We start from the raw sequence: 25,497 nt of genomic DNA on the forward strand, positions 1-25,497 counted from the left end.
ATGCGGCACGCGCGCGCCATCGACATCGCAGAGCTGATCGCTGCCGACGGCCCCGGCAGCCCGCGCGACCGACTGTCGGCGGGGCTCAGGGCGGCCATCCTCAGCGGGCGCATGCGGCCGGGTGACGCGGTGCCGTCGAGCCGCGCCGTCGCATCCGCCGTCGGAGTCGCGCGGGGCACCGTCGTGCGCATCTACGACGAGCTGTCGGGAGAGGGATACCTCGAGACCGTCGCGGGGTCGGGCACCTTCGTGTCGACCAGCGTGCCCGTGCGAACGCCACATCACGGCGCAAAGCCCTCCGACGAGGCTCCGAACGTTCACGGCACAAACGATCCGTCCGACTCCCCCGGCCGATCTATCGAGCTGCGCCCGGGCATCCCCTCGACCGCGTCGATCGCGCGCGGCGACTGGGCCTCGGCCTGGCGCCGGGCGACCGCCGGCGAACCGGCCGCCGTCTACCCGCCACCCGCGGGTCTGCCGGCCCTGCGCGAGCAGATCGCGCGGCACCTGTTCCACTCGCGCGGCCTCGCCTGCGACCCCGACGACGTGATCGTCACCTCTGGCGCACGAGAGGGCCTGGCCCTGGTCGCGCTCGGCCTTTCGGCGCGACTCGGCGAGCGGCTGCGGGTCGGATGCGAGAACCCGGGTCATGTGGGAAGTCGTGCGGTGCTCGGTCGTCTCGGCGCCGAGATCGTGCCGATCGAGGTCGTCGACGGAGGGGTCGACTTCGCATCGGTGCAGAACTCGACCATCTCGGCGCTGCTCGTCACACCGAGTCACCAGTATCCGCTCGGCGGCAGTCTCGACGTGGGGCGGCGGCTGCAGCTGCTCGAGTGGGCCGAGCGAACGAACGCGATCATCATCGAAGACGACTACGACAGCGAATTCCGGCATGGTCGCAGGGCGCTGCCGTCTATCGCTTCGCTCGACGACTCCGGCCGCGTCGTGCACGTCGGCAGCTACTCGAAGGTGATCACGCCGTGGCTGCGCTGCGGCTACGTGGTCGCGCGCGATCCCGCGGTGCGGGCCCAGATTCTGGATGCGCGGGCCGACATCGGCGAAACCGTGTCGGGCATCCCGCAGCAAGCGCTGGCCCACTACCTCGAGAGCGGCGGACTCAGCCGGCACCTCGCTCGAACCCGGCGCGCGTACGCGCACAAGCGCGCCCTCGTTCTGGATGCGCTCGGCGGCCGTCTCGGCTCATCGCTCGAGCTGAGCGCGGTCGACGGAGGGCTGCACGCTGTGCTCTCGTCGCCCGTGGAAGCCGGAAACGCCCACCTGGCCGAGCGGCTGCAGCGACGCGGAGTCATCGTGAGCGGCCTGGCCAGGCACTACGTCGCGTCCACCTCGCGAGCGCGCGAAGGAATTGTCTTCGGCTACGGAGCTGCAACCGATCTCGAGCTGCAGGCGGCACTCGAAGGCATCCGCCGCGAGACGGCCTGACGAGTGAGACCTGAGGGATGAGAGGTATCGCAGCAAAGACGAGCCTAGCCCCTGATACGTTGAAGCGATGCCCTCCACTCGCCAGATCACCGAGTTCTCCGACGAACCGGCCGCCGGAAACCCCTGGGTCGTCGAGCCCCTGCCCACGACGATCGAGCTGGTCGAGTACGACCCGGAATGGCCCAGGCAGGCCCGTAAGATCCGCGAGCGGCTCAATGATCTGCTGGGCCTCCGGGCTATCCGCATCGATCACGTCGGATCGACCGCCGTCGAGGGCCTGCCCGCCAAACCGGTCATCGACATCGATCTCACGGTGGCCGACTCCGCCGACGAGGCGGGCTATGTGAGCACGCTGCAGGACGCCGGATTCGTTCTCACCGTGCGCGAGCCGTGGTGGCACGAGCACCGCCTGTTCCGTGGCGGCCGACGCGCCGACGATCGTGTCGCGCCGACCGACGGCGGGCCGGCCACGAACATCCATGTCTTCGGACCCGACAGCCCGGAGCTCATCAAGCACCTCGTCTTCCGCAACTGGCTGCGCTCGAGCGAGAGCGATCGAAAGCTGTATGCCGACGCGAAACGTGCGGCCGCCGCTGCCCAGCAGGAACACGACGCGGTCATGGACTACAACGTGCGCAAGCAGGCCGTGATCCTCGAGATCTACGAACGCGCGTTCCGCGCCTCCGGATTCCTCAGCTGACACACACCCGCTTCACGGTTCGACAGACAGCGCCCGCCGCACCTCCTGCGCGAGCCGCGGAACGGTCGTCTGCTCGAACCACGGATTGCGGGAACGCCAGCCCCGCGCCAGTGGCGACGGATGCACGAGCGGAAAGAAGGGCAGAAACGACTCGGCCGCCCGCACGGTCTCGGTCACGGACTGCCGCTTCTGTCCGTGAAGGTAGTAGCGCTGAGAGTAGGCACCCACCAGCACCGTCAGGCGCACCTCGGTCAGTGCGCTGAGAATGCGCGGATGCCACAGCGGTGCGACGTCCGGTCGAGGGGGCAGGTCGCCACTGGCACCTTTGCCGGGAAAGTAGAAGTCCATGGGCAGCAGCGCGAACTTGTCGGGATCGTAGAACGCGGCCTCCGTCACGCCGAGCCACGATCGCAGCAACCGCCCGCTGACGTCGCTCCACGGCTGCCCCATCTCCTGCGCGACCCGGCCGGGCGCCTGGCCGATCACCAGCACGCGAGCGCGAGCCGATCCGGCGAACAGGGGCTCCCACCCCAGATCCGTCGCCCAGGCGTTCGACGGGTGCTCCGTGATCTCCCGACGAATGCGATCGAGCTCATCCACGGGGCGCCCGGCTCTGCCCGGCAAGCCGGTCACGTACCGGCCCTCCCCTTGCGCGACGCCTTGTGCACGTAGAGGCGCTGATCCGCGCGCTCCCTGATCGCGTGAGCGGTGTCGTCCGATCGCGCCTCCGTCAGCCCGAACGACCACTGCTCCGACGTCGACGCACGCAGCCGATCGATCAGGTCGAGCGCCTGCTGCTCCGTCGTCGCGGGCAGCACAAGAAGGAACTCGTCGCCCCCGATGCGCGCCACAGAGTCGTAGGGCCGGGTCACCGACCTGAGAGCGGCCGCATACTGAACGAGCAGGTGGTCACCGGCAGCGTGGCCGCGCTCGTCATTGATGCGCTTGAAGTCGTCGAGGTCGATGATCACGAGCACCAGCGCCTGGCCGGTCCTCGTCGAGCGCGCCAGCTCCGTCTCGATCCGCGCGTCGAGTCCCGAGCGGTTCAGAACGCCGGTGAGCGGGTCGGTGGTGATCTCCTGGTCGAGTCTGCTCCGCAGGTAGCCCGCGGCCTCGAGACAGAACGTCGAGACGAGCGCGATGTTGATCCACGGCAGCAGCACGTCGTCGAGGGGGTTCACGAAGATCGCGATTCCTGACAGCGCGAACCCGCCCGCAGTGGCCGAGCGCGCGATCCACCGCCGATAGAACCAGCCCAGGTAGCAGGCCAGCATCGGGTAGAGCAGAACGTTGTTGACGGATGCGATGGGTGCGGTCGATACCGACAGCTGCAGCGACGTGACGACGAAGAAGATGCAGGCTCCCGCCAGGCCGACCCCGTTCACGAACCGCGTCCCGAGGGCGAGCGGGGTGCCCGCGAGCACGACGGTCACGGCGATCCAGAACCAGGTCCATGCTCCGCCGAGCGGATCCCCGGTCGAGGTGACGGCGTCGAGAAGGCCGCTGGCGGCAATCACCGCGCCGGCCGCCGAGGTGACCCAGGCGAACGGCGGAATCGACCGCCGCGCCACCCACGCGGACATGCGGCTCACCAGGCACCCCCCAGACCTTCGATGTCGTCGAATTCTAACGAGCGGATTCAACGACGAAGGCCGGACCGGGATTTCTCCCGATCCGGCCTTCACTCGTTCGCGTGCGCGAGGGGGGACTTGAACCCCCACGCCCTTTCGAGCACTGGCACCTGAAGCCAGCGCGTCTGCCAATTCCGCCACTCGCGCGAACTTAGAGAGATTAGCACGAAGGGGCGGCGCGGGGGAATTCGACGGAACGGGAGGAGATCTGCACATCCGAGCCGAATACGGGGTCGGATGTCGAAATCTCCTCCCGTTCCCTTCGACAAGCTCAGGGAACGGGGATGCAATGGTTAAAGGGAACGGGGACGCAGTGGTTAAGAGGTACGAGAATCACGCGGGAACACGCACAGACGGCGCACTGGGTGGATTTTCACGCAACACAAGTAACATCTACCTGAGCCACGCCGCCCGTGCCGTGGCGCGCGCGCAGAAATTGGGAGACACGTGGGACTGCTGGACAACTTCGAGAAGGGTCTCGAGCGCGCCGTCAACGGCGCCTTCGCCAAGACCTTCCGCTCGGGGCTGGCACCGGTCGAGATCACGTCCGCCCTGCGTCGCGAGCTCGACACCAAGGCCGCCGTCATCTCCCGCGATCGCATTCTCGTGCCCAACTCGTTCCGGGTAATCGTGGGCCCCAACGACTACCAGCGCATGATGGCCCTCGGCCCCACACTCAACGACGACCTCATCCAGTTCGTTCAGACCCACGCCAAGCAGCAGGGCTACCAGTTCGCCGGCGGCATCTCGATGGAGCTCGTGCAGAACGCCCGCCTCACCGACGGTCTGGTGCAGATCGAGTCGGCCAACGCGGCCGGCGAGGTCACCTGGACCCCGGTGCTCGACGTGGCCGGCAAGCGCTACCCCATCACCTCGTCGCGCACCGTCATCGGCCGCGGGTCGGATGCCGACATCACCATCGACGATCCCGGCACCTCCCGCAAACACGTCGAGATCCTGTGGGACGGCAAGCGGGCCCTGGTCAAAGACCTCGGCTCCACCAACGGATCGCAGCTCAACGGCGTCGCGGTGTCGAAGGCCCCGCTCGAGCCCGAGTCGGTCATCCAGATCGGCCGCACGCGCATCGTGTTCCGCGTTCTCGCGCAGTCCGCCAGCGTCGACCAGTACTCCGACCTGCGCACGCAGCGCCAGACCCGGCCCCCGGAGCAGTTCCGCGAGCAGCGACCGCTGCCACCGCGCCCCGACCGCCCCCGCCACGACCCGGGCGGTTTCTGGAGGGACCAGAGTTGAGTGAACTCACCCTCCTGATCCTGCAGTTCGCGTTCCTCGCCCTGCTCTGGATCTTCGTCTTCGTGGTGGTCTACGCCATGCGCAGCGACCTCTTCGGTCGCCGGGTCAAGAAACTGCCGGATGCGCAGGCCGCGAGCGCCGGCGGCTTCCCCGGTGCGGCCCCGGCCCCGGCCGCCGCCGTCAGCACCAACACCCCTCCCCGGCAGCAAGCCCCTGTTCCCCAGTCGAAGGTGCCGACCTTCACCCCCCTCGAGGGTTCCTCCGCCGGAACCCACCCCCGCGCCACGACCGGCAACGCCGCCCGTCTCGTCATCACCACGGGCACGAAGAGCGGCACGGAGATCCCCCTCGGAACCATGCCCCTCACCATCGGCCGCTCCACAGACTCGAGCGTCGTCATCCGCGACGACTACACCTCCACGCACCACGCCCGGCTCATGGTGTGGAACGAGGAGTGGATGCTGCAGGACCTCGACTCCACGAACGGAACCTTCCTCGACGGCAAGCGCGTCACCTCCCCGGTGAACGTCCCTCTCAATACGCCGATCAAGATCGGCGCGACCAGCTTCGAGTTGCGGCGCTAGGGGATGGCCCTCGTCACATCGAGCGCCGCCATCTCCCATGTCGGCAAGATCCGCTCGAACAACCAGGACAGCGGGTTCGCCGGGCAGTCCCTGTTCGCGGTGGCCGACGGCATGGGCGGCCACGCGGGCGGCGATGTCGCATCCGCCCTGGCCATCACGCGGCTGCGTGAGATCGACGGCGAGTACGGTTCCGCCGTCGACGCCGAGTTCGCCCTGCAGGAGGCGATCGTCGCGGCCAACGCGATCCTCGCCGAGACCGTGTTCGAGCATCCCGAGCTCACCGGAATGGGCACCACGCTCTCCGCCCTCGTGCGCGTGGGGCAGAGCGTCGCCCTCGCCCACATCGGCGACTCACGCGTCTACCGTTTTCGCGACGGCACCCTCACCCAGATCACCGCAGACCACACCTTCGTGCAGCGGCTCGTCGACTCGGGCCGCATCACGGCGGAAGAGGCGAAGACGCACCCGCGCCGATCGGTTCTGATGCGGGTGCTGGGCGACGTCGATTCGACGCCGGATGTCGACCTGCAGGTCATGGACACCCGTCCCGGCGACAGATGGCTGATCTGCTCCGACGGCCTCACGGGCGTGGTCGACAACGATCACATCTCCGAAGCCCTCGCCAGCGAGATGTCCCCCGCCGACGTCGTCTCCGAACTCGTCAAGCAGGCACTCGACGGAGGGGCGCCCGACAACGTCACCATCGTGGTGGTCGACATCAGCTCCTCGTTCGACGAGCACGGCGTCGAACCCGTCACGGTCGGCTCCGCCTCCAAGCCCGTGGCCTTCGAGGGCACGCTGGGGCGCCGCACCTCGCGGCTGCCCGGTCTGCGCCTGCACCCGCGAGGCCCGGCCGACCCCAGCCACTTCGAACCCGAGTCCGAGGACTATCTCGACGAGCTCATCGAAGAGAACCGCCGCCGCTCCCGCCGTCGAAAGACGGCCTGGCTCGCCGGCGCCCTCGTCATCGTTCTCGCCCTCGCGGCGGGCGCCTTCGCCGGCTACCGCTGGACGCAGACGCGCTACTACGTCGGCGATGTCGACGGCCAGGTCGCGATCTTCCACGGCGTGCAGCAGACCATCGGCCCGATCGCGCTGTCCGAGGTGTACCAGACCACCGACATCCAGCTCGACGACCTGCCCGTCTACACGCAGGAGCAGGTGCGTGACACCATCAGCGCCGACTCGGTGAAGGCCGCGCTCGAGATCGTCAAGCGCCTCGGCGCCGCGGTCGAGCCCGAGTCGACCTCGACGGCCACCCCCACCCCCACACCCACGCCGTCTCCCTCACCGACGCCCGACGCCCCGGCGGCCCCCGTTGGCTGATCTCAATGCATCGAGCCCCGTGATCGAGTCGTCGCCGATCGTTCCGGATGCCGGGCGCGGCATCCGTCGCATCCGCGTGCCCCAGAAACTCCGCAACCTCGAGCTGTTCCTGCTGGTCATCGCCTGCGGTATCAACGCGTCGGCCGTCGTGCTCGTGCAGCTCGGCGCGATCGGCACCGTCGACTCCACGGTGATCACGCTGGGCGCGAGCCTCTCGGTCCTCGTGATCGCGATGCATATCGCCCTGCGCTACGTCGCCCCGAACGCCGATCCGTTCATCCTGCCCGTCGCCGCGATCCTCAACGGAATCGGCATCGCCGTGATCTATCACGTCGACCTCATCAACGGCGACACGGGGTGGGATTCGACCGCCATCAGGCAGGTCGTCTGGAGCGCGATCGCCCTGGTGTGCGCCATCGCGGTCGTCGTCATCATCCGCAACCACCGCGTGCTGCAGCGCTACACCTACGTCTTCATGTTCGCGGCGTTCGTTCTGCTGCTGCTCCCCATGCTTCCCGGCATCGGGCAGGAGATCTTCGGTGCCCGCGTGTGGATCCACATCGGTCCGTTCTCCTTCCAGCCCGGCGAGATCGCCAAGATCCTGCTTGCCATCTTCTTCGCCGGATTCCTCGTGCAGCGTCGCGACACCCTGTCGCTCGTGGGCCGCAAGGTGCTGGGCGTGCGGTTCCCCCGGGCACGCGACCTGGGGCCCATCATCGTGATCTGGGCGCTGTCGATGTCGGTCATCGTGTTCCAACGAGACCTCGGCACGGCCCTGCTCTACTTCGGGCTCTTCGTCGTGATGCTCTACGTCGCGACCGGCCGCACGAGCTGGATCCTTCTCGGCGGCGGGCTCTTCCTCGCCGGTGCCGTGGTCGCGAGCCAGACCCTCACCTACGTCAACGATCGCTTCAATGCCTGGCTCGACCCGTTCAGCCAGAAGAACTACGACGATGTCGGCGGCAGCTTCCAGCTCGTGCAGGGCATCTTCGGACTCGCCAACGGCGGCCTCGTCGGCACCGGGCTCGGCCGTGGTCGACCCGACATCACGCCGTTGGCACAGAGCGACTTCATCATCTCGGCGATCGGAGAAGAGCTGGGACTCGCGGGCCTGTTCGCGATCCTCTGCCTGTATCTGCTGCTCATCGCACGCGGGCTGCGGATCAGCTTCGCGGGCCACGACGACTTCGGCCGGCTGCTCGGCGTCGGCCTGTCGTTCGTGATCGCCCTGCAGTGCTTCGTCGTCATCGGCGGAGTCACCCGGGTGATCCCGCTGACCGGCCTCACGACGCCGTTCCTCGCCTCGGGCGGATCGTCGCTCATGGCCAACTGGATCATCGTCGCTCTGCTCCTGCGCCTGTCGGACACAGTCCGCAACCAGCCAAGGCTGGTGATCTAGTCCGATGAGCAAAGAACTCAAACGCGTCGCGATCGTCGTTCTGCTGATGTTCGCCGCACTCTTCGTGGCGACCACGAGCATCCAGTTCTTTCAGACGGATGCCCTCGCCGCCGACACCCGCAACACGCGCGCCCTCTACGCCAGCTACGACGCCGAGCGCGGGCCGATTCTGGTCGGCGGCCAGCCGATCGCCATGTCGGTTCCGTCCAACGACGACTACAAGTTCCAGCGCACCTACCCGAACGGGCCGCTCTACAGCCAGGTCACCGGCTACTACACGCTCGGCCAGGGATCGACGGGAATCGAGCAATCTCTGGGCGACTACCTCTCGGGCACGGCCGACTCGCAGTTCCTCGCGCGCATCAACAGCATCATCACGGGGCAGAAGCCCAAGGGCGCGTCGGTCGAGCTCACGATCGATCCCGTGGTTCAGCAGGCGGCCTGGGATGCCCTGGGCGATTACAAGGGAACAGTCGTCGCGGTCGAGCCGTCGACCGGGCGCATCCTCGCCATGGTCTCGAAGCCCACCTTCGACCCCAACACTCTCGCCGTGCACGACACCCAGGCGGTGATCGACGCGTACAACTCGCTGATCGACGCTCCGGGCGACCCCCTCATCAACCGCTCGATCGACGGCAACCTCTACCCGCCCGGATCGACGTTCAAGATCGTCACCTCGTCGGCCGCCCTCGAGAGCGGGATCTCGGCCACCTCCACCCAGCCGAATCTCTCGCGCTTCCCCCTGCCCGGATCGACCAACACCGTGTCGAACGCCGGCGGCGGAACCTGCGGCGGCGGTGACACGGTCTCGCTCGAGACGGCCTTCGTTCTCTCGTGCAACATCCCCATGGCCGAGTTCGGCGTGCAGATGGGCGACAGCACCCTCGTCGACAAGGCCAAGGCCTTCGGGTTCGACAAGCAACTCGACATCCCGATGGCCGTGCAGCCCAGCACCATCCGCTCGCCCATGACCGATGACAAGCTCGCGCTGGCCGCGTTCGGTCAAGACGAAGACAGGGTCACGCCCCTGCAGGTCGCGATGTTCTCAGCCGCCGTCGCCAACAAAGGAACCATCATGAAACCGAACCTGGTCGACTCCATCACGGCGCCCGATCTCACGGTGCTGCAGCAGTTCGAACCCGAGGTGTTCGCTGAGCCGATCAGCTCTACAACATCTTCGACACTTTCGCAGTTCATGGTGTCCGCCGTCGAGAATGGCGCGGCTACTAATGCAAGAATAGACGGGGTCAGCGTGGCCGGTAAGACAGGCACGGCAGAGAACGGTGAAGACGATCCGTACACTCTCTGGTTCACCGGTTTCGCCCCCGCCGACAACCCTCGGGTGGCCATCGCGGTAGTGGTGGAGGACGGCGGAGGCGAAGACCAATCCGGCTCGGGGAACTCCATCGCCGCGCCGATAGCAAAACGAGTACTTGAGGCGGTGCTGAGTAAATGAGACCCACAGCAGGGCTCACCTTCGGGGGACGCTACGAACTGTCCAGCCGCATTGCGATCGGGGGCATGGGCGAGGTCTGGCAGGCCACCGACCTGGTCATCGGTCGAACCGTCGCCATCAAGATCCTCAAAGACGAATATCTCGGAGACCCGGGATTCCTCGAGCGCTTCCGAGCAGAGGCGCGCCACGCCGCACTCGTGAACCACGAGGGCATCGCCAACGTCTTCGACTACGGAGAAGAAGAGGGCAGCGCCTACCTCGTCATGGAACTCGTTCCCGGCGAAGCCCTCTCCACCATCCTCGAGCGCGAGCACGTGCTCTCGACCGACCGCGTTCTCGACATCGTCGCGCAGACCGCATCGGCCCTTCAGGCCGCCCACGCTGCCGGCCTCGTGCACCGTGACATCAAGCCGGGCAACCTGCTGATCACGCCCGACGGCCGGGTCAAGATCACCGACTTCGGCATCGCGCGCATCGCCGACCAGGTTCCGCTCACGGCCACCGGCCAGGTCATGGGAACCGTGCAGTACCTGTCACCCGAGCAGGCGTCCGGCCAGTCGGCTTCGCCGACCACCGACGTCTACTCGCTCGGAATCGTCGCCTACGAGTGCCTCGCTGGCAAGCGTCCGTTCACGGGCGAGTCGCAGGTCGCGATCGCCATGGCCCAGATCAACGAGACTCCGCCCGACCTGCCCATCACCGTCGCAGAGCCGGTGCGCAACCTCGTTCTCTCGTGCATCGCCAAGAAGCCCGAAGACCGTCCGTCGTCGACGGCCAACCTCGCGCGCGCCGCCACGGCGCTGCGCCGCGGCGACATCGCGGCAGCGGCCGCGGCGGTTCCCGCCATCCTCGGCGGCCGTCCCGCCCCGCAGACGCAGGCCACCAGCCTGATGCCCACCGCCAGCACCGTTCCGTATGGGGCCACGCAGGCGACCACGGTCATCGGCGCGGCCGGCGCGGGCGATGCGCTGCTGCCCCCGATCGACGACGGCACCGAGCAGCCCGGCGACAAGAAGAAGAAACGCAGTCCCTGGACCTGGCCGCTCATCGTTCTCATCGCTATCCTCGTGCTGGTGCTCGGCGGCACGATCACCGCGCTCGTGATCGGCCAGAACGGCTCGAACGACGTGCCGGTCACCACCGCGTCCACGCCGGCCTCGACGCCGTCGAAGACTCCCACGCCATCAGTGACACCCACCACGACGCCGCCCGCCACCACGGTCGCCATCCCTGAAAGCGAGCTCCTCGGCAAGTCGTTCAACGACGCGGCCGCCATCCTCGTCGCGCTGGAATTCGACCTCAGCGCGTCCGACGTGACGGGCACCGCCGCGACGACGGCCGAGCAGGTGGGAACGGTCTACAAGGTCAACCCCGTCGGCAACGTGCAGCGCGGAACCACGATCGAACTCACGGTCTACGGCCCCCTGCCCACGGTGAATGCGCCCACGACCGCGCCCAAGCTCGGCAGCGTCGACGCTCCGTCGCCACTGCCGAACAATCAGGTTCCGGCAGCCACCGGTTCGTTCACCGTCTCGTGGAGCGCGTACAGCTGCCCCTCGGGTACGAGCCTCGACGCGTACTCGATCGTCGCCACCAATGCGACGGTCCTCGCGGAGCCGGGCATCGGCACTCAGGCCACGCTGCAGGCCACCGCCGCGGGCCCGGTCACCGTCGCGTACACCGTCACCTGCTCGGGCATCGCGTCTCCCGCCTCTCCGGCCCTCAGCCTCACCGCGGTCGCCGTGGGCGGATCGACCCCGGCCCCGGGAGCGAACGGCTGACGATCCGCGATTCCCATGCACCTAGACTGAGAACCCCCCTTACACCGACCATGGAGTACCACTGTGACCGATGAACATCGCCTGCTTGCCGGGCGGTATCGAATCGGAGAAGTCATCGGCCGTGGGGGAATGGCCAATGTCTACTCAGGACGAGACGAGCGCCTCGGGCGCCAGGTGGCGATCAAGCTGCTGCGCTCGTCGCTGGCGAGCGATCCCGTCTTCCGCACCCGCTTCAAGCAAGAGGCCCAGGCGGCCTCGCGCATGGCGCATCCCACGATCGTGCGCGTGTTCGACGCCGGCGAAGAGAAGGTGCGCGAGCCCGGCGGATTCGAGGGTGTCGTTCCGTTCATCGTGATGGAGTACGTCGAAGGACGACTCCTGAAGGACATCATCAAAGAAGGCCCCGTCGCTCCTGCGGAGGCCATCCGCATCACCGAGGGCATCCTCACCGCTCTCGAGTACTCGCACCGGGCCGGCGTCGTGCACCGCGACATCAAGCCCGGAAACATCATGCTGACCACGTCGGGTCAGGTGAAGGTCATGGACTTCGGAATCGCCCGAGCGATCTCCGACTCGTCGGCGACCGTCGCCCAGACCACCGCGATCCTGGGAACCGCACAGTACTTCTCCCCCGAGCAGGCCCGCGGCGAATCCGTCGACGCGCGCACCGACCTGTACTCCACCGGCGTCGTGCTCTTCGAGCTGCTCACCGGTCAGGCTCCCTTCCGAGGAGACACACCCGTCGCCGTCGCCTACCAGCACGTCAGCGAGACCCCTCCGGTTCCCTCGTCGATCAACCACAACATCTCCCCCGCGATCGACCGGGTCGTTCTGCACGCGCTCACCAAAGACCGCTTCTCCCGCTTCCAGTCCTCGGCCGAGTTCCGCACCGACCTGCAGATCGCGGGCGCCGGCAAGATCCCGTCGAAGCGACCCCCTGTCGAAGATTTCCAGTCGTCGCTCTTCGGCGCTCCACCGAGCCTCACGGCGACGTCCGATTCGGCGCTCACGCAGCTGGCCGGCGACGACGACTACGCGGTGCGCACTCAGTCCAGGCCCCCGGTCGTGTGGATCTGGGCCGGCATCGCGAGCGTCGCCGTCATCATCATCGCCATCGTCTTCTGGATCTTCACCCTGCAGCCGACCACGATCGTGCCCGACAACTCGATCACCGTGCCCAGCGTGGCCGGTCAGACCTTCGACTCGGCAGACAGCACGCTGCAACAGGTGGGCCTGGTCACCGCCAGGCAAGACGTGTTCGACCCCGATGTTCCCGAGGGTCGAGTGATCCGAACCGATCCAGAGCCCGGCACAGTACTGAATCAGGGCTCCGATCTGATGATCGACGTCTACGTGTCACTCGGCAAGCAAACCGTCTCGATTCCGGATGTCGGGGGGCAGCCCGCCGCTGATGCCACGACAGCCCTCACGACGCTCGGATTGACGGTCGGCACGACGACCAAAGAGAACTCCGCCACGGCTCCGACCGACGCCGTGATCCGCACAGACCCGGCCGCGGGCACGGCGAGTTTCGTCGGAGACTCGATCAACCTCGTCATCTCTTCCGGTCTCGTGAGCGTTCCCGATGTATCGGGTCAGCCGCTCGATGTGGCGAGCACGACCCTGCAGGGCCTCGCGCTGCAGGTGAGCGTCGAAGGCGACCCCGGCTGCAAGACCGTCGCGGGCAACCCTGTGTCGAGCCAGTCGATCGCAGCGGGTGACGCGCCCCAGAAGTCGGCCATCGCCATCCGGTACTGCACCGGGGCGTGACGCCTAGCTCGTGCGCATGAGCGGGCTGAGGTGCTGCGCGGCCTCGGGCGCGCCCGTGAGCCCGGCTGCGGCGAGCCAGTTGCCCAGCATGCGGTAGCCGCCCTCGGTGAGAACCGACTCCGGGTGGAACTGCACGCCGAACACCGGCGCCTCGATGTGTCGCAGGCCCATGATGACGCCGCCGCGAGTGCGGCTGGTCACGACGAGCTCGTCGGGCACGGTGCCGTCGACCACGGCGAGCGAGTGGTACCTCGTGGCCGTGAACGGATCGGACACGCCCGCGTAGAAGGCGCTGCCGTCGTGCTCGATGAGGCTGGTCTTGCCGTGCATCAACTCGTCGGCATGCGTGACCGTGGCCCCGAGCGCCTCACCGATGGCCTGATGACCGAGGCAGACACCGAGGAGGGGCGTGGAGGCGGCGAGCGCCGCGTGCACGACGGGAATGGACACCCCCGCGTCGTGAGGCGTTCCCGGACCGGGAGAGATGAGCACGGCGTCGTAGTCGGCGATTCGTGCCGACGCGTCGGCGGCCGTGAAGTCGTCGTTGCGCACGACCTCGGTCTCGGCACCCAGCTGGAGCAGATATCCGTTGAGGGTGTAGACGAAGCTGTCGTAGTTGTCGATGACGAGAACGCGCGTCATCGGTCGACGGTCACTTCCTGTGCGGGGGTGATCAGCACGTCGATCCACGGGAAGACCCACGCGGCGAGGGCGAAGACCACCGCGGCGACCAGAATCAGAACCAGGATGACACGCAGCCAGACCGGCCCGGGCAGAACTCTCCAGAGGGCGGCGTACATGTCAGTTCCCCGATCCGACGACGGATGCGATCTCGGCGGGCGGCCCGGCCGAGCGCGGCTGCCACGATTCGAAGGCGCCGTAGGCGATGATGCGTTCCGACGCGATGTACAGCGGGTTGCAGCTGGTGAGCGTGATGAGTCGGTCGACCGGCGTGGCACCCTCGACCTGGGGAACGGGATCGATGACGCCCACGCCGTAGGGGGTCACGTACTCGGTGTCGCGGTACCGGTAGGTGTACCAGCCGTCTTGGGTCTCGACGTAGATGGGATCGCCGATCTGCAGCTCGTTGATCTTGATGAATGCGCTGCCCCAGCCGTCGCGGTGGGCCGCGATCGCGAAGTTGCCGACCTCGCCGGGCATCTGGGTGTCTTCGTAGTGGCCTGCGCCACCCTTGTTGAGCACGGTGTGGGGATCGACGCCCTCGGCGATCGTGCGCTTGAAGTCCGCGCCGAAGCGGGGAACGTAGATGATGGCGAAGTCGGTTCCCGTCGACGGCGCCCCCATGACCGCGGGGTCGCCGTAGTTGGCCGGTGCCGCCGTATCGGTCGACGTCGGAGTCGGCGTGGACGTGGGCGTCGTGCCCGTGACGACCGGCAGTTTCCAGTCGTCGGCCAGCGATGAGGCATCCGATGTCTGCTCGTTGGTGAGCACGATGCTGTTCCACCACAGCTGCCAGCCCAGGAAGAGGAGAACGAACACACCGGCCGTGATGAGCAGTTCGCCGAAGACCCCGACGACCTTGGTGGCCATGCTGCGCCTCACCGGCGGGCGCTCGGCGACCGAGGCGGCGCGGGCCTTCTTCGCGGCGCGACCGGATGCGGCTGCGCCGGCGGCCTCATCGGGACCGTCGCCGTGCGCGGGCGGCTCGGAGGCGAGGATGCCGAGCTGCTGCGTGGGCTCGGACTCGGGCTCCGACACGGGGGTCACCGCAGACACCGGCTCGGGCGTCTGCTCGGGCTCGGGCGCCTGCTCTGGCTCAGGCGTGTGCTCGGACTCGGGCGTCGCGGATGACGACGTCGGGCCCGTCGGGCTCTTGAGCGCGTCAGCCTCGGCCTTCCGGGCCTCACGCCGTGACATCGGCGCAGGACCGGAACTCGGCTGAATATCCCCCGGCTGGTATTCGGTCATTGTCGTATTGTAAGCGGTGCATGCTGGCCTTTGCCTTGAGAGCCGAGTCGTTCTCAGGCATTCCGGGCTAGAATCTCCCCTATGGCCCGCGAGAAGACCCGTTCACCCCGTTCCGAAGTCGCCAAGACTGCTACCCGAAGCGGTGATGAGTCGACCAAGCCCAACCCGGTGTGGTTCAAGCCGGTCATGTTCGGCTTTATGCTCGTCGGTCTCGCCTGGATCATCACGTTCTACGTGAGCCAGGCCAAGTTCCCCATCGCCGACCTGGGCGGCGGCAACATCCTCATCGGGTTCGGAATCGCCTTCATCGGCTTCCTGATGACCACGCGGTGGCGCTGAACCCGTTTTCAACGGCCTTCCTAGCCTGTGGATAACTCCTAATTACACCCGTGTAATTATCCCCAGCTGTGTATAAGCCTGTTAATAACTCTGTGAGCTAGACGAGGGCCCTCGCCACGGTCAGCCCCACGAGCGCCACACCGGTGGCGACGAGCAGCAGAATCTGCGTGTTCTTCTGCCTCACATTGCGCGTCTTCGTGAAGATCAGGCCCATCAGAGCGCCCGCGGCCAGACCGCCGAGGTGCGCCTGCCACGCGATGCCGAGGCCGGGAATGAACCCGATGACCAGGTTGATGCCGACGAGCACCAGCAGCTGGATGTTCGTGCCGCCCAGATGCCGCTGGATGACGAAGTAGGCGCCCATCAGTCCGAAGATCGCGCCCGAGGCGCCGACGACGCCCTGGAATGGCGACGCGATCAGGTCGACGGCAACCGAGCCGCCGAGCCCCGACAGCAGGAAGAGAGCGAGGTACCGAGCGCGACCGAGCGTGTGCTCGAGCAGCTGACCGAAGATGAACAGGGCGTACATGTTGAACAGCAGATGGAAGATGCTGCCGTGCATGAAGATCGAGGTGATCATGCGCCAGGGCTCGAGCGGCGCCCCGAGGCCGGGCTGCGTGTACGCACCGGCGTACTGCAGGGCCTGGGTCACCGACGAGCCGATGCCCGGAACGCTCTGCAGAACAAAGAAGAACGCCGCGATGCCGATCAGCGAATAAGTGACGACCGGCTGGGTCGACGTGCTGCGGAAGGCCGTGACGAAGCGCGGCTTCGGGCGCGCGGGTCGATTCTGGCGAGCGCAGTCGACACAGTGCACTCCCACGGCCGCCTGCACCTGACACTCGGGGCAGACGGTCTTGCCGCAGCGCTGACACAGCACGAAGCTCTGTCGACCGGGATGCCGGTAACAGTAGTTATCGGCATCCACCGGAGCCTGGGACACCCGCGCTCGTCTCTATCGTGTCGGTGAGACCTAGACGGCCTCGATGGTGACGCTCTCGACGACCACGCTGTCGAGCGGGCGGTCGCCCGCGTCGGTCGCGACGGCGCCGATCTTCTCGACGATGCGCTTCGACTCGTCGTCGGCGACCTCGCCGAAGATCGAGTGCTTGGCCTGGAGCCAGGTCGTCGGACCGGTGGTGATGAAGAACTGCGATCCGTTGGTGCCGTGACCGCCGCGCTGGCCGGCGTTGGCCATGGCCAGAACGTAGGGCTGCGTGAAGTTGAGCTCGGGGCTGATCTCGTCGTCGAAGGCGTAGCCGGGACCGCCGATTCCCTGGCCGATGGGGTCGCCGCCCTGGATCATGAATCCGGGGATGATGCGGTGGAAGATCGTGCCGTCGTAGAGCTTGTCCTTCGAGACCTTGCCGGTCTGCGGGTGGGTCCACTCGATCTCGCCTGTGGCGAGTCCGACGAAGTTGGCGACCGTCTTCGGTGCCTGATTGCCGAAAAGGTTGACCTTGATGGCGCCGTGGTTGGTGGTGAACGTTGCGACGTGCGTATGTGCGGGCATGGATCGATTCTCCCATACCCACCCATGCATCCAGACGAGGCACAGGGTATGTGCGGGCGATCATCAGGGCAAGCCGTGCGCGGCGAGTGGTGGGCGTGGCAAGATTGGGGGGAACCGCGCTCGTTCCGCTGATGGAGGTTTTCAATGAGTCTTACTCGCAAGCGTCGCAAGGCGCTCAAGAAGTTGAAGGGCAGTGCTGAAGAGCTCTGGCTCGACCAGCAAGAGATCCTTGATCGCGCGAACCAGATCGCCCGTGTCGCCGCAGGTCACGCATCCGACCTGACCCGCGAAGAGGTCGTGCCGCGCGTCCGCGGCGCCGTCGACTCCATCGGACCGGTCATCGGCCGCAACGTCGCCGGGGCCAAGCTCGCGGCTCAAGAAGTGCGCAGCCGCTTCGCGCACGACGTCCTTCCGTCTGTGGGCACCGCCCTCGGCTCCGCCGCGACCGTGCTGCACGTGGCCAACAACCCCTCCGTCAAGCGCGCCATCGCCAAGACGCAGCCGAAGAAGGCACCGGTCGGCGGCATCGTCGCGATCGTGCTCGGCGTCGTGGCTGCAGCAGGCGTCGGCTACGCCCTGTGGCAGACGCTCCGTGCCGATGACGAGCTGTGGATCGCCGACGACGAGGCCGTCTCGGAGACGCCCGCCGGCTAGGCAGCACACCCACGCATCGTCGAGAGCGGCATCCCACACGGGATGCCGCTCTCGTCGTCTGTACTACGTGACGCGCGCTTCGGCGGCGGAGCGCATCCGGAGACCCACGTCGACGAGGTCCACGCGATCGATCGACGCGACGTCGTCGAGCGCGAACCAGGCCGCCTCGTCGGTGCTGCCGTCGAGCTCGTTCGTGAGCTCGCCGCCCACGATCGCCGCCGTGTAGACGATCCTGAGGGCGTGCAGCGGCGCCCCGGATCCGCTGAGTCGATTCTCGGCGGGGATGACCTTCGAGTCGACGCCGATCAGTTCGCCGAGCTCCGCACGGTATCCCGTCTCCTCGGCGATCTCCCGCACGGCCGCATCGGCCGGGTCCTCGCCGGGGTCGATGCCGCCGCCCGGCAGAGTCCATCCCGAGTAGCCGCCCTGGCTCCAGTGAGCCAGAAGAATCCGGCCGTCCTGAACGATGACGGCGTAGGCGGCGACGCGGATATCCATAGGAGCCAACCTACCCGGCGCGTCGGTGACGCGCCGGGCAGGTGATTCGCTCCAGGCCTACTCGGCCATGCGCCGCCGACGACGCAGCACCAGCAGCAGGCCGCCCGCGAGCATGCCGGCCAGGGCGAGAGCACCGAGCACCACAAGCGGCTGGATGCCGAGTCCGGTGTTCGACAGGTGCCCGATGGCCGCCGGGTCGGTCGGTCCGCCGGCACCCGTGCTTCCGTCGCCCGGGAGGACGGGCGGCAGCACGGCGAAGGCGATCTCCACGGGCGCGTTCGATGCGGCCCCGGTGATGACGATCGTGTGGTCGCCCACCTCGGCGTCGGCGGGAATCGAGAAGCTCGCGGCCATGATCCCGTTCCGGTCGGTCGTGACGGTCGCTACCGTCACCGGTGCCGAGCGGAACTCCACCGTCACCTGCTCGCCGGGGGCGAAGCCCGAGCCGTCGAGGCCCACGACGTCTCCGGGGCGGCCCGCTGTGGAGTTCGCGATCACGCGCGGCGTGTAGACCACCGGCGGGGCCGGCGGTTCGTTCACGACCACGGTGCTGTCGGCGGGGTTCTTCGACGTCTCGCCTGTGGCGGTGAGCGAGTAGAGCGCGGGAACCGCGTCATCCGGAACCGAGATCGTGGCGGTGATCTCGCCCGATCCGTTCGAACGCACCGTGGTGGATGCTCCGTTCGGCAGGGTCTTCAGCTCGACCACCACGTCTTCGTCGGGAGCGAAGCCCGATCCGGTGACGGTGAGCTCCGTTCCGGCCTCGACGTCGTCTGTCGGCGACACCTGGATCGTCGGCGTGTACACCTCGGGCGCCGTGACGACCGCCTTCAGGGTGAGCCGCGTCGTGCCGCTGGCGTTGTAGACCGTGACGTTCACCGTGTACTCGCCGGGCGCAGCATAGGCGTGCGTTCCGTCGAGCACATAGCCCCCGTCGGCACCCGCCGTGACCGTCACGTCCTCCGTGGCCGACGCGTCGCCCCACTGAACCCGGGCTCCGGGGGCCGGCGTCGCGGCGTCGGTCACGGCGACCGTTCCGAGACGGGCCTGGATGGCCTCGCCCGTCAGGCCGGCCAGGTCTGCTCCGGCCGTCGCGGTGAACGACAGGTCGGGCACGACGCCGTTGCTGGCGATCGCGAAGATGTGCACGCGACCGGTGACCCCGGCCTCACCCGGCTGCACGGGCAGCGTGATCGACGCGACCGTCTTGCCATCCGGGATCTCGAACGGCACCGTCGAGAAGAAGTACGAGGCCGTCTGCGACGGGTTCGCCCCGACCAGCCTGTAGTTCGACTTCACGACCTCGATGTTGCCGTAGGGCGCCGTGGCGCCCGCGTTTCCTCCCTTGGTCCAGTCGGAGAACTGCAGCGGCGTCTCGACCGTCGTTCCGTCGGTGAATGCGACGGTGGCCGTCGTGTCCTGGTTCTTCTCCGTCGCGGAGCCGATGAACGAGAACGCGGTCGCTCCGACGCCCAGCTCGGGAACGATCACCTGGCCGTTGCCGGTCGCGTTGTCCGGCTGGCCGGCGGGCACCACGGGAAGGGTGAAGGTGAGGTCCGTTCCCGGCACCCCGTGCTCGACGCCCTGCTCGAGGCCGCCGTCCTTCAGACCCTGCCTCGGGTACGAGATGCCCTTCGCGTCGCAGTTTCCGCCCACGCCGTCGTCGGCGATGCAGGTGCTGTCGAACGCGCCAGTCAGCGCGCCGGGCTCGAGATAGTCCACGGTGATGACGACGGATGCCGTCACCGACTCGGTCTCGCCCCGCACGGCCGAGACCGTGGCACGGTAGGTGCCCGGCTTGGCGTAGACATGCGTCGCCGAGACCGGCACGTTGCCGACCTTCTCCTCGCCGATCGTCGCGTCGGACGTGGTGCCGTCGCCCCAGTCGACCGTCGCCGCGTAGTCGCCCGAGGTGCCGCCCGACAGGATGCCGAGGGCGAAGTCCTTCTCCACTCCCGATGAGGCGGTGAGACCGTCAGCCGGGCTGAACGCCAGGCTGCCCGCCTCGGCACCCGTGCCGTTCGTGAGCAGCTCGATCTCGGCGAGCGACACCGTGGCATCCCCCGCTGTGACCTGGAGCCGGAACTGCTGGAACGTGCCCGGCGCCGCGATCTTGAACGGCACGGTCTCGTTGCGGTTGGCGAACGTCTGGCCGGAGCGGCTGTCGACGGCCGTCCAGGTCACCCCGTCGTTGCTTCCCTCGAGGGTCCACGATGACGGATCCGCCTTCGCCGCTCCCGAGGTGAGGGTGTAGAAGGTGGGCCTCTGGCGTGCCCCCGAGTACGCGACGGTCACCTGGGGTGTGGGCTTCTGGAACGTGACCTGCGTGGCCGACGAGTTGTCGACCAGGGCGGCGACGTTCTCGCCGTCGACGCTCGACGACGCGGCGATGCCGGCGTCGGTCGTGTCGACCCGCGGTGTGGCGACCGCGTCGCCCGTGGTGAGCGACGGCAGACCCTCGCCATCCGCACCCCACGACGACGGCTCTGCGCCCATCGAGAAGTCGAGGTTGCCGCCCTGAGACAGGATGTTCGAGTCGATCGAGGGGCTGGTCTGCGGCTCGCCGTTCAGGCTGACCGACTGCACGTAGACGTTCTGCGTGCTGTTCTCCGGGGCGTTGATCACCAGCGACTTGCCGTCTTTCAGGGCCACCGTCGCCTTCGTGAACAGCGGCGATCCGATGACGAGATCGGTCGATCCCGTCTGCATCGGGTAGAGGCCGAGCGCGTTGAAGATGTACCAGGCCGACATCTCGCCGTTGTCCTCGTCGCCCGGGTAGCCCTGGCCGATGTCGCTGCCGGTGAAGGAGCGCTTCAGAGCCTCGCGGGTGATGGCCTGCGCCTTGTAGGGAGCGCCGACCTCGTTGTACATGAACGGGATGTGGTGGCTCACCTGATTGCTCACGCCCCACTGGCCATAGCGGCCGTCGCGGGCCTCGGCCTCTTCGTGGATGCCTCCGAGCGACGTCTCCGGGGTGCCGAAGAACTCGTCGAGCTTCGCCTCCATGCCGGCCTTTCCGCCGTAGAGGTTGGCGAGCCCGTTCGGGTCCTGCGGCGCGTGGAACGCGAAGTTCCAGCCGTTGGTCTCGGTGTACGGCCCCCACCAGGTGGTCGGGTCGTAGTCGCCGGGGGCAACGGAGAACGTTCCGTCGGCGTTGCGGGCCTGGAAGAAGCCGCCGATCGACGAGTCGAAAAGGTTCACGTAGTTCGTGGCGCGGTCGAGGTAGTACTCGCTCTGCTCCAGCAGCTCCTGTCGGCGCTCCTCCGGGGTGTTCGGGTCGGCGGCGAGGGCCGCGGCCATGTTGCCGATGCCGAAGTCGTTGATGTAGCCCTCGGTCGCCCACGACACGCTCTCGCCCTGCGACGCGGGGGTGAAGCCGAGGAAGGTGGAAGTACGCAGGCTCTTGCGCCCCACGTTGTCGTTCGACGACGGCGTCGACGCGTTCTTGAGGGCGGCGTCATAGGTGGCGAGCGCATCCGGCAGCTTCACGCCGCGCAGATAGGCGTCGGCGAACGACACGTCGGAGCTGGTTCCGGTCATGATGTTGGCGTAGCCGGGCGACGACCACCGGGCGATCCAGCCGCCGTCGCGGTACTGGTCGGTGAATCCGTCGACGAGCTCGGCGGCGACATCCGGATACAGCAGCGAGTAGGCGGGCCACACCGTGCGATAGGTGTCCCAGAAGCCGTTGTTGACGTACATCTTTCCGGAGACGACCTTGGCGCCCGTCGTGGTGGCCGAGCTCGAAGAAGTGGGCGTGCTCACCGGACTCGCGTACTTGTATTCCGGAGCCTCGACGGTTCCCGTGTTCTCGAACTGCGCGTTCGGGTAGACGTTGAGGCGGTACAGATTGCTGTACAGGGTCGTCAGCTCGGTCTCCGAGGCTCCCTCCACCGTGACGACACCGAGCCGGTCGTTCCAGATCTGCTGAGCGGATGCCCGTACGGCGTCGAAGGACTGGTCGCCGACCTCCTGGGCCAGGTTCTTGGCCGCCTGATCGAGGCTGATGAGCGACGTGGCGAGACGCAGCGTCACCGTCTTGTTCGCCGACGTGTCGAAGGTGGCGTACTTGGTGAGTGCGCGGCCGCCGTCCGCCGTACCGGTGGTCGTGGGCTTCTGGTCGAACGAGCCCGAGACGAACATGCGGCTCTGTCCCGCGATGAATCCTGATCCGTGGTCGATCCAGCCGGTCACGGAGCCGGTGGCCGCGTCGATCGTGAAGGACCCGTCTCCGGTGGGCGAATCGAGGACAGCACTGCCCGAGTCGCCGGGGAAGGTGAACTGCATGACCATGCCCCGGTTGGTGGGAGTCATCTCAGCGCGCACGTCGTTGTCGAGCGTCACGCCGTAGTAGTCGGGCTGCGCCGTCTCGTTGTCGTGGCTGAAGGTGGCGCCTCGGGCGTGCCAGTTGCCGTTCGGGGCGGATGCGCCGGCGACCGGCATGACCGAGAACTGATTGCGGTCTCCCATCCAGGGGCTGGGCTCGTGCGAGACACCGAGGCCCTCGAAGCGCGTACGGTTCGAGTCGTCGTTCTCCTGCTGATACGAGTACTCGCGGGAGGTGGCCTCGGCGTTGGTCACCGGAACGAGGAAGTTGAAGGCATTGGGCACCGCGGTGATGACCTCGTTCGATCCGCGCGAGAAGGAGCCGGAGGAGTTGGTGCCGCGCCGGGTGTCGACGTAGTGCGTCAGGCTCGTCCCGTCGATGGCGACGGGCTCGGCCTCGATGTCGATGTCGTCGATCCAGCCCTGGAAGGCGGTGTCGGCCTCGGCCCCATCGTTGTCGTAGGAGAGCTGGATGGCATCGATCGTGCGGCCCGCCGCGACGGCCCCCACGTCGATCTGCACGCTGTTCCACTGGTTCGTGTAGAGGATCTTGCCCTGACCCTGGCCGAGCGCCGTCGCACCGACGCCGTAGGAGTCGACAGGAGCGACGTCGGAGAGGCTGGAGCCGTCGGTGAAGTGCAGGTTCACGGCCGTGTACGTCGACGGGTACTGCAGATCGTTGCCCGTGAACTCGGGGAAGATCTTGTAGGACAGACGGGTGGTCTCCGCCACCGGAATCGAGACGTCGAAGAGTCGGTTCGTGGCGTAGCCCTCGCCCGCGTTCGTGTGGTGACCCGAGTACTTGAGCGAGTGGGCGCCCGTGAAGCCCATGCGGGCCTTCATGTTGTACCCCGAACTCGGCCCGGTGCCGATCGTGGTGGTGATGGGCGCGTCGCCCTCACTCGCGTTCTCGCTCGAGATCAGGTCCCAGTCGGCCAGCTGGATGAGACCGCCCGACTGATTCGACGAGATGTCGAGGCGGTAGGTGCTGAAGGCCGCCGGCGTCGCGACCGTGTAGCTCTTGCGCACACCGCGGTCGCCCGCAGCCCACGACTGTCCGGTCTGGGCGTCGACGACGGTCCAGTCCGTGCCATTGTTCGAGCCGAGCACGCGCCAGTCGCGCGGATCGCGCTCGGGTGCGTCTCCACCCGACACGAGGCTGTAGGTGACGGCCGTGAGGCTCTGTGAGAGGTCGTACTGCAGCCAGGCCTTGTTCGCGAAAGCGAGCCACTTGGTGCCCTGGTCGCCGTCGGCGGCGAAGATCGCCGCCTCGTTCGGCGCATTCTGCGCGCTGGCGGAGACGGTGCTGACGCTCGGCAGTACGCTGCCCGGCGCCTCGCCCGCCACGTTCAGTTGGAGCGGAGCGTCGTCTGCGCCGAGCTCGACCCTGTCGGAGTAGGGCTTCGCCTGCTCGGTCGGTTCGAAAGACGTGGAGAAGTCCTGCTCCCCTGCCGCGTACGCGGGAGCGGCGACCGCCAGCGGTACGAGACCGGCTCCCAGCAATGCAGCGGCCACGGTCAGAGAGACCGATCGGCGAAGCGAGTGGGAGCTGGTCCCAGGACGACGGGGGTGGTGCTGCGCCGGCATAACGGCCTTTCGACGATGAATGGCAGAGGAATCTCTTCGATGCGCCCGGGCCCGAGAGCCGGTCGCTCATCGAAACCTATGTTCTCGATCCGTTGTTGTCAACGTTGTCTTTTTATCGGCCCGCGCTTGATCGGCATATTTCCGGGCTTATTCGAGGATTTATCACCCCATCAGTCCCACGATAGGGAAGATCTGACGGACGATATGGCCTGAATTGTGACAACGCTGTCATTTCTCTGGCCCGATCACCCGCGTGCCCTAACCTGTACCGCATGGACGATGTCTCCTCACCCCGCCGATCACGGCCGACGATGAACGACGTCGCGGCCCACGCGGGGGTCAGCCTCAAGACCGTCTCGCGGGTCGTCAACGGACTCGACCATGTGCGTCCCGACAAGTTCGAGAGGGTCACCCGCGCCATCGAGACCCTCGGATTCCGTCGCAACGAGTACGCACGCCAGCTGCGCCAGGGAACGACGGCCACCATCGGCCTGGTTCTCGAAGATGTCGCCGACCCGTTCTACTCCCTGCTCACCCGGGCCGTCGAAGACGTCGCCTTCGAACGGAATCACGTCGTCCTCGCCGCGTCGAGCGCCGAGGATCCCCTCCGCGCCCGGGCGCTCATCGAGTCGTTCGGCGCTCGAGGTGTCGACGGTCTCATCGTGGCGCCGGCCGGTGGAATAGATGCCGGCTACCTGCGAAGCGAACTCGACGCCGGCAGCTCCATGGTGTTCGTCGACCGCCCCGTCTCCGGCATCGACGCCGATACCGTGCTCGTCGACAGCCGCGAGGGCGCCCAGCGCGGCACGGAACATCTGATCGGGCACGGACACCGACGCATCGCCTTCTTCGGCGACGACGAATCGGTCTACACCGCCACGGAGCGCCGCGCCGGGTACCGGGCCGCCCTCGAGGCCGCCGGCATCCCGTTCGACGACCGACTTGTCGTGATGACGGTGCCCTCCACCGCGCCGACGAGCGAACTGCTCGATCGTGTGCTTGCGGGCCCCGACGCGCCGACCGCCCTGTTCAGCGGCAACAACCGCTGGAGCGTTCGGCTGCTCCGCGCCCTGCGCGACCGGAGCGACCGCCTCGCGTTCCTCGGCTTCGACGACTTCGAACTGAGCGACGTCTTGAACCCCGGCATCACCGTTATCGCCCAGGACGCCTCCGCGGTGGGCCGCATCGCCGCCGAGCTGCTGTTCCGTCGGATCACCGGCGACACGTCGCCCGTGCAGCGCGTGCAGCTCGCCACAAGGCTCATCCCCCGCGGTTCTGCCGAGCGACCCGGGCCCTTCGCTGCCCGCTGA

The 25,497-nt window shown here is 67.4% G+C and carries 21 protein-coding genes and 1 tRNA gene; 12 read left to right on the forward strand and 10 right to left on the reverse strand.

What is annotated here, in order from left to right:
• Positions 1 to 1,443: a PLP-dependent aminotransferase family protein gene (locus tag ASF51_RS16500; RefSeq protein WP_055932522.1), complete on the forward strand. Its 1,443-nt coding sequence runs from the start codon at positions 1 to 3 to the stop codon at positions 1,441 to 1,443.
• Between the two features lie 67 nt (positions 1,444 to 1,510).
• On the forward strand, positions 1,511 to 2,143 hold the full coding sequence (locus tag ASF51_RS16505; protein ID WP_055932525.1) for a GrpB family protein: 633 nt from the start codon (positions 1,511 to 1,513) through the stop codon (positions 2,141 to 2,143).
• 12 nt (positions 2,144 to 2,155) lie between these two features.
• Here ASF51_RS16505 and ASF51_RS16510 read toward each other — a convergent pair whose 3' ends face one another.
• From ASF51_RS16510 to ASF51_RS16520, 3 genes are all read right to left on the reverse strand, one after another.
• Positions 2,156 to 2,776 carry a uracil-DNA glycosylase family protein gene (locus ASF51_RS16510; RefSeq protein ID WP_235497293.1) on the reverse strand — a complete coding sequence of 207 codons (621 nt, stop codon included), beginning with the start codon at positions 2,774 to 2,776 and terminating at the stop codon, positions 2,156 to 2,158.
• Complete coding sequence (locus tag ASF51_RS16515) at positions 2,773 to 3,726, reverse strand: GGDEF domain-containing protein (RefSeq protein ID WP_055932530.1); 954 nt, start codon at positions 3,724 to 3,726, stop codon at positions 2,773 to 2,775. Before ASF51_RS16515 ends, ASF51_RS16510 begins: the two co-directional genes overlap by 4 nt.
• 111 nt (positions 3,727 to 3,837) lie before the next feature.
• Positions 3,838 to 3,921, reverse strand: a tRNA-Leu gene (locus ASF51_RS16520).
• Between the two features lie 300 nt (positions 3,922 to 4,221).
• On the opposite strand from ASF51_RS16520, the gene ASF51_RS16525 reads away from it, so the two are divergent.
• The 7 genes from ASF51_RS16525 (at position 4,222) to pknB (ending at position 13,341) form a co-directional block, all read left to right on the forward strand.
• Positions 4,222 to 5,025: a DUF3662 and FHA domain-containing protein gene (locus ASF51_RS16525; RefSeq protein ID WP_082480315.1), complete on the forward strand. Its 804-nt coding sequence runs from the start codon at positions 4,222 to 4,224 to the stop codon at positions 5,023 to 5,025.
• Positions 5,022 to 5,609 carry an FHA domain-containing protein gene (locus ASF51_RS16530; RefSeq protein WP_055932533.1) on the forward strand — a complete coding sequence of 196 codons (588 nt, stop codon included), beginning with the start codon at positions 5,022 to 5,024 and terminating at the stop codon, positions 5,607 to 5,609. Before ASF51_RS16525 ends, ASF51_RS16530 begins: the two co-directional genes overlap by 4 nt.
• 3 nt (positions 5,610 to 5,612) lie before the next feature.
• Positions 5,613 to 6,935, forward strand: coding sequence for a PP2C family serine/threonine-protein phosphatase (locus ASF51_RS16535; RefSeq protein ID WP_055932536.1), 1,323 nt, complete (start codon positions 5,613 to 5,615; stop codon positions 6,933 to 6,935).
• 22 nt (positions 6,936 to 6,957) lie between these two features.
• Positions 6,958 to 8,334, forward strand: a complete 1,377-nt coding sequence (locus ASF51_RS16540; protein WP_235497319.1) for an FtsW/RodA/SpoVE family cell cycle protein — start codon at positions 6,958 to 6,960, stop codon at positions 8,332 to 8,334.
• Between the two features lie 4 nt (positions 8,335 to 8,338).
• On the forward strand, positions 8,339 to 9,790 hold the full coding sequence (locus tag ASF51_RS16545) for a penicillin-binding protein 2 (protein ID WP_055932543.1): 1,452 nt from the start codon (positions 8,339 to 8,341) through the stop codon (positions 9,788 to 9,790).
• The gene (locus tag ASF51_RS16550; protein ID WP_055932547.1) at positions 9,787 to 11,571 is read left to right on the forward strand and encodes a protein kinase; all 1,785 of its coding nucleotides are present in this window, start codon (positions 9,787 to 9,789) and stop codon (positions 11,569 to 11,571) included. Before ASF51_RS16545 ends, ASF51_RS16550 begins: the two co-directional genes overlap by 4 nt.
• Positions 11,572 to 11,634: 63 nt before the next feature.
• A complete protein-coding gene (pknB, locus tag ASF51_RS16555) occupies positions 11,635 to 13,341 on the forward strand; it encodes a Stk1 family PASTA domain-containing Ser/Thr kinase (protein ID WP_157412199.1) in 1,707 nt (568 codons plus the stop codon).
• A 3-nt stretch (positions 13,342 to 13,344) separates the two neighbouring features.
• Here pknB and ASF51_RS16560 read toward each other — a convergent pair whose 3' ends face one another.
• The 3 genes from ASF51_RS16560 to ASF51_RS16565 are packed head-to-tail and all read right to left on the reverse strand — an operon-like array spanning position 13,345 to position 15,270.
• Positions 13,345 to 13,983 (reverse strand): aminodeoxychorismate/anthranilate synthase component II, encoded by a 639-nt coding sequence (locus ASF51_RS16560; RefSeq protein WP_055932549.1) that lies wholly within the window; start codon positions 13,981 to 13,983, stop codon positions 13,345 to 13,347.
• Positions 13,980 to 14,141, reverse strand: coding sequence for a hypothetical protein (locus ASF51_RS19460; protein ID WP_200920303.1), 162 nt, complete (start codon positions 14,139 to 14,141; stop codon positions 13,980 to 13,982). The genes ASF51_RS16560 and ASF51_RS19460 overlap by 4 nt, the downstream gene beginning before the upstream one ends.
• A 1-nt stretch (position 14,142) precedes the next feature.
• Positions 14,143 to 15,270, reverse strand: coding sequence for a class E sortase (locus ASF51_RS16565; RefSeq protein WP_235497294.1), 1,128 nt, complete (start codon positions 15,268 to 15,270; stop codon positions 14,143 to 14,145).
• 81 nt (positions 15,271 to 15,351) lie between these two features.
• On the opposite strand from ASF51_RS16565, the gene ASF51_RS16570 reads away from it, so the two are divergent.
• Positions 15,352 to 15,609 (forward strand): cell division protein CrgA, encoded by a 258-nt coding sequence (locus ASF51_RS16570; protein WP_044440925.1) that lies wholly within the window; start codon positions 15,352 to 15,354, stop codon positions 15,607 to 15,609.
• 97 nt (positions 15,610 to 15,706) lie between these two features.
• Here the strand turns inward: ASF51_RS16570 and ASF51_RS16575 are convergent, their stop codons facing one another.
• Both ASF51_RS16575 and ASF51_RS16580 read right to left on the reverse strand, forming a co-directional pair.
• The gene (locus ASF51_RS16575) at positions 15,707 to 16,552 is read right to left on the reverse strand and encodes a rhomboid family intramembrane serine protease (RefSeq protein WP_055932551.1); all 846 of its coding nucleotides are present in this window, start codon (positions 16,550 to 16,552) and stop codon (positions 15,707 to 15,709) included.
• A gap of 30 nt (positions 16,553 to 16,582) precedes the next feature.
• On the reverse strand, positions 16,583 to 17,122 hold the full coding sequence (locus ASF51_RS16580) for a peptidylprolyl isomerase (protein WP_055932553.1): 540 nt from the start codon (positions 17,120 to 17,122) through the stop codon (positions 16,583 to 16,585).
• Positions 17,123 to 17,266: 144 nt separating this feature from the next.
• Here ASF51_RS16580 and ASF51_RS16585 point away from each other — a divergent pair, with 144 nt between their 5' ends.
• Complete coding sequence (locus tag ASF51_RS16585) at positions 17,267 to 17,776, forward strand: hypothetical protein (protein ID WP_055932556.1); 510 nt, start codon at positions 17,267 to 17,269, stop codon at positions 17,774 to 17,776.
• A 63-nt stretch (positions 17,777 to 17,839) separates the two neighbouring features.
• Here the strand turns inward: ASF51_RS16585 and ASF51_RS16590 are convergent, their stop codons facing one another.
• Together ASF51_RS16590 and ASF51_RS16595 are read right to left on the reverse strand one after the other, a co-directional pair.
• Positions 17,840 to 18,274: an NUDIX hydrolase gene (locus tag ASF51_RS16590; RefSeq protein ID WP_055932559.1), complete on the reverse strand. Its 435-nt coding sequence runs from the start codon at positions 18,272 to 18,274 to the stop codon at positions 17,840 to 17,842.
• Positions 18,275 to 18,331: 57 nt separating this feature from the next.
• The gene (locus ASF51_RS16595) at positions 18,332 to 24,115 is read right to left on the reverse strand and encodes a GH92 family glycosyl hydrolase (protein WP_200926152.1); all 5,784 of its coding nucleotides are present in this window, start codon (positions 24,113 to 24,115) and stop codon (positions 18,332 to 18,334) included.
• A 344-nt stretch (positions 24,116 to 24,459) separates the two neighbouring features.
• Here ASF51_RS16595 and ASF51_RS16600 point away from each other — a divergent pair, with 344 nt between their 5' ends.
• Positions 24,460 to 25,497: a LacI family DNA-binding transcriptional regulator gene (locus ASF51_RS16600; RefSeq protein ID WP_055932562.1), complete on the forward strand. Its 1,038-nt coding sequence runs from the start codon at positions 24,460 to 24,462 to the stop codon at positions 25,495 to 25,497.

It is taken from the genome of Agreia sp. Leaf283 (assembly GCF_001422485.1).
Taxonomy (GTDB): Bacteria; Actinomycetota; Actinomycetes; order Actinomycetales; family Microbacteriaceae; genus Agreia.